The following is a 12,050-nucleotide window of genomic DNA, read 5'->3' on the forward strand; positions in this document are numbered from 1 at the left end:
CTAATCTATTATTCTTTCATGAGTGACTGCAAATCGCCAGTTGTTTTGATTAATCTTATAAAAACATCAACACAAGGGTTAGGAAAACACCATGAGCCAAACTGCATTATTAGTAATAGATGTCCAAAACGATTATTTTCCTCAAGGGAAGATGGAGTTGTTCTGTGCGGAACAGGCTTTAAAACACATCAATCGATTAGAAGATCTGTTTATAAAGCGTGAGCAGCCGATTATTTATATTCAGCATATTGCCAATCAACCCAATGCTACATTTTTTGAAGCAGGAACGCAGGGTGTAGCACTACATTCGGGTTTACGTGTTAAGACCGATTCAATTGTGATTGAAAAACATTATCCCAATAGCTTTTTTCAAACCACTTTAAAAGCAGAATTAGAGCGACTGAATGTTGATAAATTAGTGATTAGTGGCATGATGACGCATATGTGTGTTGATGCGACGTCACGTGCAGCGGCAGAATTTGCTTATCAACCGACGATCATTTCAGACGCTACAGCGACGCGTCAATTGAGCTATTCAGACAGAACAGTTGAAGCAGAAGATGTACAAACAGCCTGTTTGTCAGCCTTTCAAATGTTTTCACAAGTGGTCAGTATTGAGGACTATTTAAAATAGCTGAAAGAGTCAAAATAATAGGGAAGTACAGCGATTCGATTTTGTACTTCCCTTTAAATCTGAATGAAAATTTATTCTTGGTTTAAGAAACCTTCTTTGATTTTTTCAGGTAAACCTGTATGCCACCATGTATAAATGGAGGATTTTATTTCTTCATCTTGTTCAGGATCATTGAAAGGTTCATCATCTTCGCGAATCAATTCATCGTCTTCAAATTTAAACCAGAATTCCCACGGGTCATCATCCCCACAACCCCAAGCCAGTGTGTGAATTTCAGGGAGTAATGCTTTTAAGAAAAGTAAGATTGCTTCGATAAACTCATCGCCTGAAGAACCATGCACAAAATGGGCAACTGAATAGCCTGCAATAGCGTGTAATGATTCAGGACCCAAATCAAACTCAATATTGTCAACTGCATTTAAAAGATCTTCTGCAAGTTCTTGCCCCAATTGTGAATTGAGCTCAACTGCAACAGCAATAAATTTGTCTTGTTCACCGCGATGCTCTTGAAATAAACGGCCTATCTTTTGCATGATTTCCGTATTTGGATGCGTGTAATATAAGTTGCTATGTAGTTCCATACTTCCCCAGTTTTTAGTTTTCAGTTGCTTTAAATAGATGCTGTTTTTCTAAACGAATAAATTATATTTTCAACAACGCAAATAGCAATCAACACTGGTGTGAAAAGTTAAATAAATACAAAGAATTGAAGTGGGATAATGTGTAATAGATGGTTTTTTGTCTAAATTATGCATAAGTGGTCAAATTATCTAGGCATCAAAAGTTATTTTATTAATGCATGGCGCAGATGATCGTGCTAAAATAAGAGAAATCGGGTGTGTTCCCGATTTTTTTATGCGGATTACTTCCGCGCTGACAGGATTTAGGTTTACAACATGCCCATTTCAGAGACATGGTTATTACCTGATGGTGTAGCTGATGTATTACCAGAGCAAGCGCAAGTAATTGAAAAATTGCGCCGTGAAGCTTTAGATTTCCTCGCATCACGAGGTTATCAGCTGGTGTATACGCCATTCATCGAATACATCGAATCTCTTTCTTCTCTCTCCGAATCGAATCAAGATTTAGACTTAGCCACTTTTAAAGTCATCGACCAACTTTCTGGTCGTTTACTTGGTGTGCGTGCCGATATGACACCACAAGTGGCTCGTATTGATGCCCATGTACATCAAGTACAAGGTGTGGCGCGTTACTGCTATGCAGGAACTGTACTTCATACTAAACCACAAGGTTTTAATACCACACGTGCACCACTTCAGTTAGGTGCAGAGTTATTTGGATCAGACAGTATTGACGCAGACGTTGAAATGATCGACGTGATGCTCAATCTGATTAATACCGCGGGTTTAGCTGATGGTATCCATCTTGATTTAGGGCATGTAGGACTGTTTAGAAGTCTGGTAAAACATGTGGGTTTAAACAAATCAACAGAAAGCCATTTATCTGATTTGTATCAGCGCAAAGCATTACCAGAACTTGCTGAATTCACTCAAGATTTAGAGTTTGGTTCTGATTTTTATGCTTTAGGTCGTTATGCAAGTGATCTGGATGCATTGCAAGCGAATATTAGCGCAGAAATTTTTGCTGATGAAGCATTTAAAAATGCTTTTGAGGTACTTAAAACAACATATACAGAAATTCAAGCACGTTGGCCAAAACTCAATATTGGTATCGATGTTGTAGAGCTTCGTTCATACCATTACCACACTGGGTTAATGTATGCCGTGTATGCACCAAACCGTGCTGCACCGTTGGCACAAGGTGGTCGTTATGATGGTATTGGTGAACACTTTGGACGCGCGCGTCCTGCAACAGGCTTTTCTTGTGACTTGTATTCCTTAAGTGCGGGTCAACGTCAACAGATTGAAAAAGTGGTTGCACCGAAAGGTACCGAATCCACTTTGCTGGATGCGATTGCCGTAGCACGTCAACAAGGTTTAAGTGTAATTCAGTTATTGGGTAATGACGATTTAAACTCAGTTCCAAATGCAACCCACCAGATGGTGAATGTTGCCGGTGAGTGGAAAATCGAAACAATTTAAGTATCAGATTGAATGTTCATGTCATTCGATTTGGTTTTCTATTTTAACAGCATGATGTAATGAGGCTATTATGGGCAAAAGTGTTGTGGTACTCGGTACCCAATGGGGCGACGAAGGTAAAGGTAAAATCGTTGACCTGCTCACAGATCAAGCAGCTGCGGTAGTACGTTATCAAGGCGGACATAACGCAGGGCATACGCTCGTCGTTGGTGGTAAGAAAACAGTTCTTCACCTCATTCCATCAGGTATTTTACGTGAAAACGTACTTTGCTTAATTGGCAATGGTGTTGTACTTTCACCTGAAGCATTGATCAAAGAGATGGATATTCTTGAGAAAGAAGGCGTACCCGTTCGTGAACGTCTGCGTATTTCTCCAAACTGTCCGTTGATTCTTCCTCACCATATTGCACTTGATCAAGCGCGTGAGAAGAAACGTGGTAATGCCAAAATCGGTACAACGGGTCGTGGTATTGGTCCTGCTTATGAAGATAAAGTAGCCCGTCGTGCGATCCGTGTTGCGGATTTAGTTCGTGGTGGCGAACATCTTAAAGCACAGCTTGAAGAGCTTCTTGAATATCATAACTTCCAATTGACTCAATTTTTCGGTGTTGAAGCAGTTAAAGTTGAAGATGTATTGGCACTTTGTGATCAATGGCGCGAAGTGGTTAAGCCATTAGTTTTAGATGTGATTACAACATTGCATGACTATCGTAAAGATGGTGCAAACATCATGTTTGAAGGTGCGCAAGGCTCACTTCTTGATGTCGATCATGGTACATATCCGTATGTAACTTCATCGAACACTACCGCTGGTGGGGTAAGTTCTGGTTCAGGTCTTGGTCCATTGCATCTTGACTATGTTTTGGGAATCACCAAAGCCTATACAACTCGTGTAGGTGCAGGTCCATTCCCAACTGAGCTTGTTTATGATGCTGCCAATGATGTTGGTGATGCAGTTGGTAAACATTTGGGTACTGTGGGTTCAGAATTCGGTGCGTCGACTGGTCGTCAGCGTCGTTGTGGTTGGTTTGATGCTGAAATCTTACGTCGTTCTGTAGATGTAAACTCATTATCAGGTATTTGCTTAACTAAACTTGATGTTTTAGATGGTTTGGAAGAAGTGAAAATCTGTATCGGTTATGAAGCAGCAGATTCAGGTTGTGTGGGTTCTACAGATGCGCTTGCATTTGAAACATTAAAACCAATTTATGAAACTATGCCTGGTTGGTCTGAGTCTACGTTTGGTGCGAAATCATTGGATCAATTGCCACAAAACGCAATTAACTATGTAAAACGTATTGAACAGTTGATTGAATGTCCTATCGACATCATTTCAACAGGTCCAGATCGTGATGAAACAATTGTGATGCGTCATCCATTTGATGCTTAATTGATTCAAACTTTAAAAAGCTCCTGCGGGAGCTTTTTTTATTGTTATTATTTTCAGGTGTTTTAAATAAAGTGTGATTATATTTTGATTTTTTTTGTAAAATACAACATAATTCAGCCGCTAAGAGCTGAGCTTCGTTTTGAAGCTTGCAATAAGATCTATGAAATTTGGTGAAAATAATGATTAACAAGAAACTATTACTTGGCTTAGGGTTGGCTATAGGCTTAACAGGGTGTACGACTGTTGCTGAATTAACGGGTAATGATTCTGCGACTTTAAACCTCAATGCAGCAGCAGATTATAAACTTCTTGTTGAAGATGCAAAGGCACAAAAAGCACTTGATACAACATCTGCAACATATAAACGAGTTAATGCTGTTTTCTTAAAGATGAAACCTTTTGCTGATCAAGCAAATCAAACGGGTCAAAAATTTGACTGGCAATTGAGCGTGCTTAAATCCAATGAACTCAATGCATTTGTCATGCCTGGCGGTAAGGTTGTGTTCTTTACAGGTATCGTCAATCAATTGAAACTGACTGATGCTGAAATTGCTGCCATTATGGGACATGAAATGACCCATGCCTTAGAAGAGCATTCTAAACGTGGTGCTGGCGCAACTGCAATTACAGATTTTGCTGTGAAAATGGGCAAAACTTATGCAGGCGATAAATTGGGCTCAGTCGGCACTCAAGCTTTAGATATCGGAAGTAAATATGGTGTAGGTTTACCATATTCACGTAGTTTAGAGTCGTCTGCTGACCGTGGTGGATTAATGCTTATGGCGAAAGCTGGCTATAATCCTGAAGCAGCAATCAGCGTTTGGCAAAAAATGAACAAGATTGATGGTGGTAGTAATAATGGGGTACAGAAGTTCACTTCAACGCACCCATCAAATAACGACCGTATTTCAGATTTAAACAAAAACATGGTTGAAGCAAAGCAAATCTATCAATCTGTGATTAAAAAGTAATTTGATTGTAGAACGTTAAGCCCGATGTAAATCGGGCTTTTTATTTACAGCTAAAAAAGACTAAAGTCGATATCAATTAGACTAGGTTTTCAAGCTTAGCTTGTTAAAATGTATTTTTAGACACACATTGAGTTTGTAGGATGCAAAAGAATATATCGAGTACGATATTTTATTCTCTGATTTTCGCAATGGGCGGTGCTCCAACGATCGCAATGCTGATTATTCAGGCACAAACCAATGATCTGAATATCATCAATAATGCATTGCTTGGTTTGAGTGTGATGGTTGCATGTGTACTGGTTCCTATTATTTTGATCCAGAATGCATTTTTGTTTATCAAAAGAAATGATCAACATTTAGAACAAAAGATTATTCCATTGAAAAACATATATTTGACCCTGAATGTAATTTGTCTCATATATTGGTTGGCGATTCAATTTTTGTGATATTTCACTTACATAATTAATATGAATTAATGGATTTTATTGATTTATCCTTATGTAACATTTGCATATAATCCACAATGCTTTTATTTGTTCTCCATGGAGTTGATTATAATGAACAATAAATTAATGCTTAGTCTTTGTGCGGCGACTGCCATTTCAATTTCAGGGTGCTCAACTATCGCAGATATGGCAGGTGCTGATTCTGCAACGCTTAATTTAAATGCAACACAAGGCTTTAATAAAACAGTGCAAGAAGCACGTTTGAATAAGACTTTAGATACAACTTCTGCAACTTATAAAAAAGTAAATGCAGCATTTATTCGATTAAAACCTTTTGCTGATCAAATGAACCAAACGGGTCAAAGATTTGATTGGCAATTGGCGGTACTTAAGTCAGACGAAATCAATGCTTATGTTGCACCCGGTGGTAAAGTGGTTTTCTACACAGGGATTGTAAATCGACTTAATCTATCTGAAGCTGAAGTTGCTGCGGTGATGGGCCACGAAATGACCCATGCTTTAGAAGAGCACTCGAAACAAAAATTAGGTGCGCAAGCGTTGACCAATCTTGCAGTTGGTATTGGTAAATCTTATGCAGGCAGCCAAATTGGTGAATTAGGCAATGCAGCGCTCGATTTGGGAAGTCAAGTCGGGGTAGGCTTACCATACTCACGTAGTTTAGAGAGTCGTGCGGATGAGGGTGGCTTAATGATGATGGCGAAAGCTGGCTATAATCCTCAAGCGGCAATTACCTTGTGGGAAAAAATGGCGAAACAGGGTGGAGGAAAAGGTTCTGCATTACTGTCAACACATCCATCTGATGTCAATCGTATCAATGCAATGAAAAAGAATTTACCTGCTGCAATGGCAGTTTATACTGCGCGAGGCGGAAGATAAGTTTTTTGATAAAACCTATCGAATAGAAAAGGATGCTTATGCATCCTTTTTTATTGAAAACAACGTAGAACAACGAGCGTTTCAAAAATAGCGTTTAAGGTGCAGGGTTTGGCTGCTGCTGATGAATCGCATCTATTTCCAATAAGATTTCTTCAGACAATTGGGTATCAAAGGCCTGAATATTCTCTTTTAGTTGGTCGAGCGTAGTCGCACCAATAATGGTACTACTCACAAAAAATTGTTGTTTAATAAATGCCAAAGCCAATTGGGTAAGGCTTAAACCATGTTTTTCTGCAAGCTGTGCATATTGTTCTGTCGCCCAATCGCTCTGTGGATTGCTATAGCGGCTAAAGCGAGAAAATAGTGTAATACGTCCTTTTTCAGGGCGTGCGCCGTGGCGATACTTGCCAGTTAAGTAACCAAAGGCCAAGGGTGAGTAAGCGAGTAAGCCAACGCCCTCGTGTTGTGCGATCTCAGACATCCCAATTTCATAAGTACGATTGAGTAGACTATAAGGATTTTGTACGCTCACTATTTTTTCTAAGCCCAATTGTTCAGCTAAATGTAAAAATTTTAAGGTACCCCAAGGTGTCTCATTGGATAAGCCAATATGACGAATACGCCCTTTTTTCACTTCTTTCGAGAGTGCTTCTAAGGTTTCAGCAAGTGGTGTAATGTCTTGTGTACGTGCCGCAAGCTGATTGCTGTAGCCTAACGTGCCAAAGAAGTTAACAGGGCGTTGTGGCCAATGCAGTTGATAAAGATCTATATAATCTGTTTGTAAGCGCTTGAGCGAGCTATCAATAGCACTACTGATCTCTGCTTCTATAAACTTGGTATGCCCATCACGAATTTGACTGCCGCCTTGTTGGGGGCCTGCAATTTTGGTGGCGATAATGAGTTTGTCACGTTGACCGTTTTGAGCAATCCAATTCCCTATGATGCTTTCAGTCGATCCCTGTGTCTCTGGTTTAGGTGGTACCGGATACATTTCAGCAGTATCCCAGAAATGAATATTTTGATCGAGCGCATAAGCAAGTTGTTCAAATGCCTCATTTTGATTATTCTGTTCACCAAACGTCATGGTACCTAAACAAATTTCAGGTACAACAAGATCAGAATGCCCTAAACGATTTGACTTCATTTCATGTCCTTCAAAATTAATATTCAGTATCTTATGAGAATAATAACGTAATTTAAATTTGATAACTAAGTGAAAGAATGTTTCTAATTATCAAAATAAGATAAAGTTATCTGATTTTTTTATAAAATGCTCATTTTAGCTTGGTCTTGTTTTATAACATGGTCATGAGACCAGCTCACAGTAATTCTCTGTGTATTTATCGCAACATGAAAAAAGCAAACTCGGGAGTTTGCTTTTAAACTATATTTTAACTTTTTGACAATATTTGATATTTATCCCATTCAACATAATTCTTTAAGGAATTAAATTCTCAAATTTGTTCTTAAGCTTTATTCATCATCTGTGCTTAGTTCGTCTTCAGAAAAATTAGATTCTTCCAAAGATACATCAAATATAAGGATGGCTTTACCGTCGGTTTCGATCATGCCTTGTTCTTCAAGTGTTTTTAGAACACGACCAACCATTTCACGGGAACAACCCACGATACGACCAATTTCTTGGCGAGTAATGCGGATTTGGCGGCCGTTTGGCAAGATCATCGCTTCAGGCTGTGCTGAAAGATCTATTAAACAACGTGCAATACGACCAGATACATCAATAAATGCAAGGTCAGTTACTTTGCGTGTTGTATTTTTTAAACGACGAACAAGTTGTGCAAATACGGCATAACTTAAGTCAGGATATTGTTTACTAATTTCGTGGAAATTGTCATATGAAATTTCAGCAATTTCACATACGTCACGGGTTCTTACTTCCGCAGTACGTTGTGGATTCTGCTCAAATAATCCCATTTCCCCAAAAAAGTCCCCAGGGTTCAAATATGCAACAACAATTTCACGTTCATCATCTTCACGTAAAATAATTGAAACTGAACCTTTTAAAATTAAATACAGTGATTTTGACTCTGAACCTGCATCAATAATCGTTGAGCGTTTTGGAAAACGATTGATGTGGGCTCTTTTGAGCAAAGCTTTGACTGACTCAGGTAGTTGACCAGGAGACAAAGCATCTGTACTAAGTTGTGCAAAATTAGAAGACATGCTTAAAAATTCCGAATTGGATAATAACTAGATCTGTTGATCTAAATTGAACTCGTCACGTAGAAGCAGTAGAGATGAAATTCCTTATCAACTCATTTTATGCTAGTGTACAGGTACCCCGTAAATTTATAGCTTTTTTTAGGTAGTTGCAATGCAAACTAGCGTTCATTGGTTAGAGAATGTTGCTTTCGAAGCAAAATCAGAAAGTGGTCATCAAATTGTAATGGATGGTTCTGCTGAATATGGTGGTGAAAACCGTGGACCACGTCCTATGGAACTCATATTAATGGGACTTGGTGGGTGTGCTTCATTCGATATTGTGACCATCTTAAAGAAATCTAGGCAAAATGTAACAAATGTTGTTTGTCAGCTCAAAGCGGATCGAGCAGACACGATTCCAGCTGTATTCACTAAGATACATTTACATTTTGTGGTGACAGGGCATGAAGTAAAAGAGAAGCAAGTGGCTAAAGCTGTTGAATTATCAGCCGAAAAGTATTGCTCAGCAAGTAAAATGCTGTCCGATGGTGGTGTCGAAATCACCCATGATTTTGAAATTATTTCTGCAGAATAACTGACTTAATTAAAAAAAAGCCAATCAAAAGATTGGCTTTTTTTTAACGCGTTTTGGCTGCTTAATTTGGTGACTTATCCGATCAAAATTAAAAAAAATAAATTATTACAAAATGTGTATTTGTTCAAAAATAAGCATTTTTGAAACAAGCGTTCAAAGGTTTCTTAGCATTTTTCTTGCTAAATTAAGGTGATAAAAATAATTGTGGGTCAACTCTGGCATTATTTAAGCTCATTCCCCAGTGTAGATGTGGACCTGTTACTCGCCCTGTTTTACCCACCAATCCCAATAATTCACCTTGTTTCAAGATTTGCCCTTTTTCTACATTTATTTTACTGAGGTGGCAAAACATACTGATCAGACCTTGTCCGTGATCGATCATGACGGTATTCCCATTAAAGAAATAATTACCTGTCGCAACCACTTTTCCCGCAGCTGGCGCAACAACTTTTTGTCCGATGGGGGGCAGGGATATCTAAACCAGAATGTGGGGCACGCTCTTCACCATTAAAAAAACGTTTACGACCAAATGAATTACTAAATTTTCCTGCTGTAGGTCTGATGAATTTTGGAAAGTCTTTCCATTGTGCAGGGCTAAAAGAGCCGTAAACACTGTTTTGTTCTTTAGCTTCTTGGCTATAACGATCAAGTTGTTCTTGATTTGGATTGACGTAATCCTGATTTTTTACATTGAGGCGCTGCTCAGCGTATTTAAATGGCTTCACTTCAATATTAATTGGGCCAGTAGAGCTTTGTAATTGCAGTGTACCCAGTGGTACTGAAAGCGGAATACCAAAAACAATATGGTTTACTGAATTTTCACCATCCACGATCAAGACAGGTTTGTCTTGGTAAGTGACATTTAACACGGTTTTAGGAACAGGAATAACCGCTATGCCACCTGCACGACGTGAGTCTTGAGGTAAGGCAAAGGATTGAGTTGCTATAATTAAGCTAGATAGTAGGAAAAGTTTTTTGATTGAAGGCATAAATAACATACATGGTTTAATTTTTTGTAGTATCTCGCTTTTTTATTTAGATGCTCAAGCATGTGATTGTTAAATTATAAGACAAGAAAGATGTATGTGATTTACTTTATGCAATTGGTCATAAACTTAATAAGCGAGATAATCAGAACAGAAGCGCCATAAAAGACTGTCGTTAATTTGAGTAAATAAATTTAAATTATTAAATATAATTAACAATTCCATTAAATTTGTCTTAATAGTTGGTTTTATGTTTAAATCGCTATGTTCTTCATTCAATAACAATAATTGGACTAAGTATGACAAAACCTAATTTTTTACATGAATTACCAATTGAACAGTTAAAACAGATGTCTCAAGAAGACATAAAGCAAACAATAAAAGCAGAGCAGCTTTATTTTCGACATAGGCCCAAAAAGATCTATTACCTTGCGGTAAATGGGGCTAAAACCAAAAATGGTGGGTTGGTTAAAGCGAGTGCATTGGAAAGCCGAATTGGTGGAATGCCTATTGCTTTAGTCGGTGATGATGTCATTTATGCAGATGGGGAGATTTCTAAAATCATTTCAGGTGCTGGCAAGGGGTGCCTTATAAATGGTCAGTCCGTTGCATTGGTAGGAAGCCACTTAGAGAATGGTGATGAGATTGTAGATAGCCCTAATAACTCTGTAGCTATAAATATCTTTATCGGTGATAAGGCCCCTGAAGGCTTTTTGTGCCAAGAAGGTGTTAATCATGGTTAAAGGTTTTGCAATTCATAACTCTATGACAAATCATGGAGGCATCATTCAAGCAACACAACAACGAACCTCTCAAATGGGAAATCTATTTCTACGTGCTGGAGATGGTCACTTTTGCCCTAAGTGCAAATGTTGGTCTGAAATTATTAAAAGCCATGATCATATTATTATGGATGGCAAAGCTGTTGCTTATGTTGATGACTTATTGACTTGTGGAGCTAAAATTTTACCTAAACAAGATCATGTTGTTGGAACAAGCCAAGGTGAGAATTATAGACGTTCTTCAGGCTCAAAAGAGCCTTTACAAAATAGCTTTATAGATAAAGTAATCTCAACAAATTTTGGTTTGCAGTATCAATTATTAGATGAAACCACGAATGAGCCTATCACAGAATTACCTTATAGAATAATAAGAGCTTCAGGTGAAGTTATTGAAGGCATCACGGATGCTGAAGGAAAAACACAAGCCATCAACTCAGGAAATGAAGAAGAACAGATACAATTCATTATCCCTGTCTTATCTGAACCTATGGAAAGTTGGGAGTAAGCTATGAGCGATAGTATAGGGTTACCGAATGGTCAATTTCCTGAAGATGTAGAGCTATGTAAGTATAATTCTTTAACTTGTAACCCAATTTTAAAAGTTGATAATTATTACAAGGCAGCACCATATAATTTCTTTTTTGATAGTTGGTATTGGTCACAGGCCGAACTTACTAATAAAATTGAAGTTTTGTTAGCTGTACGTTTTGGACTAGAATATGATATTAATAAATTAGGTGATGGCATGCTTAGCAAGCTCTCATTTAATACTCAAATGTATATAAAATTCAGCCAATACGTTAAAAAACATGCTCAAAAAGAAGCTTTTCAGATTATTCATGAATTTGAAAAAACAGCATTTAGTCTAAAAGTGAAAACTGGCTTTTCACCTACAGATGTTATGCTTATTTTGGGAATCAAAAATGCCATGGATATTAAGCAAGTTCTCTTAGATACAAGGGCGTTGGCTCGTAATAATTATTGCCCTTTATATATTAATAGACAAACTTTTAATAGAATTTTTAAACAAGACTATCATGCAGGAATGGTCAAACAATTAACAGATGACAGAACCTATAGAGGGGAAGGTCCTCTCACCCCATTTCCACCAAATAGGTATTAA

The 12,050-nt window shown here is 38.0% G+C and carries 13 protein-coding genes and 1 pseudogene; 10 read left to right on the forward strand and 4 right to left on the reverse strand.

Going from position 1 to position 12,050, the window contains the following annotated elements; translation table 11 throughout:
• Nucleotides 1–91 precede the first annotated feature (91 nt).
• Nucleotides 92–634 carry a cysteine hydrolase family protein gene (locus tag ASC84_RS00190; protein ID WP_004721153.1) on the forward strand — a complete coding sequence of 181 codons (543 nt, stop codon included), beginning with the start codon at nucleotides 92–94 and terminating at the stop codon, nucleotides 632–634.
• A gap of 71 nt (nucleotides 635–705) precedes the next feature.
• Here the strand turns inward: ASC84_RS00190 and ASC84_RS00195 are convergent, their stop codons facing one another.
• Nucleotides 706–1,215, reverse strand: coding sequence for a hypothetical protein (locus tag ASC84_RS00195; protein WP_056510525.1), 510 nt, complete (start codon nucleotides 1,213–1,215; stop codon nucleotides 706–708).
• A gap of 315 nt (nucleotides 1,216–1,530) precedes the next feature.
• On the opposite strand from ASC84_RS00195, the gene ASC84_RS00200 reads away from it, so the two are divergent.
• From ASC84_RS00200 to ASC84_RS00220, 5 genes are all read left to right on the forward strand, one after another.
• The gene (locus ASC84_RS00200; protein ID WP_056510528.1) at nucleotides 1,531–2,697 is read left to right on the forward strand and encodes an ATP phosphoribosyltransferase regulatory subunit; all 1,167 of its coding nucleotides are present in this window, start codon (nucleotides 1,531–1,533) and stop codon (nucleotides 2,695–2,697) included.
• A 70-nt stretch (nucleotides 2,698–2,767) separates the two neighbouring features.
• A complete protein-coding gene (locus tag ASC84_RS00205) occupies nucleotides 2,768–4,087 on the forward strand; it encodes an adenylosuccinate synthase (protein WP_004721148.1) in 1,320 nt (439 codons plus the stop codon).
• A gap of 179 nt (nucleotides 4,088–4,266) precedes the next feature.
• Nucleotides 4,267–5,058: a M48 family metallopeptidase gene (locus ASC84_RS00210; RefSeq protein WP_004820958.1), complete on the forward strand. Its 792-nt coding sequence runs from the start codon at nucleotides 4,267–4,269 to the stop codon at nucleotides 5,056–5,058.
• 140 nt (nucleotides 5,059–5,198) lie between these two features.
• Nucleotides 5,199–5,504 (forward strand): hypothetical protein, encoded by a 306-nt coding sequence (locus ASC84_RS00215; RefSeq protein ID WP_056510530.1) that lies wholly within the window; start codon nucleotides 5,199–5,201, stop codon nucleotides 5,502–5,504.
• 111 nt (nucleotides 5,505–5,615) lie between these two features.
• Complete coding sequence (locus ASC84_RS00220; RefSeq protein ID WP_004721143.1) at nucleotides 5,616–6,401, forward strand: M48 family metallopeptidase; 786 nt, start codon at nucleotides 5,616–5,618, stop codon at nucleotides 6,399–6,401.
• Between the two features lie 94 nt (nucleotides 6,402–6,495).
• Here the strand turns inward: ASC84_RS00220 and ASC84_RS00225 are convergent, their stop codons facing one another.
• Together ASC84_RS00225 and crp are read right to left on the reverse strand one after the other, a co-directional pair.
• Nucleotides 6,496–7,545 (reverse strand): NADP(H)-dependent aldo-keto reductase, encoded by a 1,050-nt coding sequence (locus tag ASC84_RS00225; protein ID WP_056510532.1) that lies wholly within the window; start codon nucleotides 7,543–7,545, stop codon nucleotides 6,496–6,498.
• Nucleotides 7,546–7,874: 329 nt separating this feature from the next.
• Nucleotides 7,875–8,585, reverse strand: a complete 711-nt coding sequence (crp, locus tag ASC84_RS00230) for a cAMP-activated global transcriptional regulator CRP (RefSeq protein WP_004721139.1) — start codon at nucleotides 8,583–8,585, stop codon at nucleotides 7,875–7,877.
• A 151-nt stretch (nucleotides 8,586–8,736) separates the two neighbouring features.
• Here crp and ASC84_RS00235 point away from each other — a divergent pair, with 151 nt between their 5' ends.
• Nucleotides 8,737–9,159: an OsmC family protein gene (locus ASC84_RS00235; protein ID WP_056510534.1), complete on the forward strand. Its 423-nt coding sequence runs from the start codon at nucleotides 8,737–8,739 to the stop codon at nucleotides 9,157–9,159.
• A 184-nt stretch (nucleotides 9,160–9,343) separates the two neighbouring features.
• Here ASC84_RS00235 and ASC84_RS00240 read toward each other — a convergent pair.
• Nucleotides 9,344–10,157, reverse strand: a pseudogene (locus tag ASC84_RS00240) (peptidoglycan DD-metalloendopeptidase family protein).
• Between the two features lie 287 nt (nucleotides 10,158–10,444).
• On the opposite strand from ASC84_RS00240, the gene ASC84_RS00245 reads away from it, so the two are divergent.
• Genes ASC84_RS00245 through ASC84_RS00255 form a run of 3 tightly spaced genes read left to right on the forward strand, consistent with a single transcriptional unit; the run spans nucleotide 10,445 to nucleotide 12,050 of the window.
• Nucleotides 10,445–10,888, forward strand: coding sequence for a PAAR domain-containing protein (locus ASC84_RS00245; RefSeq protein ID WP_056510535.1), 444 nt, complete (start codon nucleotides 10,445–10,447; stop codon nucleotides 10,886–10,888).
• Nucleotides 10,881–11,432 carry a PAAR domain-containing protein gene (locus tag ASC84_RS00250; protein WP_056510539.1) on the forward strand — a complete coding sequence of 184 codons (552 nt, stop codon included), beginning with the start codon at nucleotides 10,881–10,883 and terminating at the stop codon, nucleotides 11,430–11,432. The genes ASC84_RS00245 and ASC84_RS00250 overlap by 8 nt, the downstream gene beginning before the upstream one ends.
• A 3-nt stretch (nucleotides 11,433–11,435) precedes the next feature.
• On the forward strand, nucleotides 11,436–12,050 hold the full coding sequence (locus tag ASC84_RS00255) for a hypothetical protein (protein ID WP_056510542.1): 615 nt from the start codon (nucleotides 11,436–11,438) through the stop codon (nucleotides 12,048–12,050).

The sequence above is a fragment of the Acinetobacter sp. Root1280 genome (genome assembly GCF_001425285.1).
Lineage (GTDB): Bacteria > Pseudomonadota > Gammaproteobacteria > Pseudomonadales > Moraxellaceae > Acinetobacter > Acinetobacter guillouiae.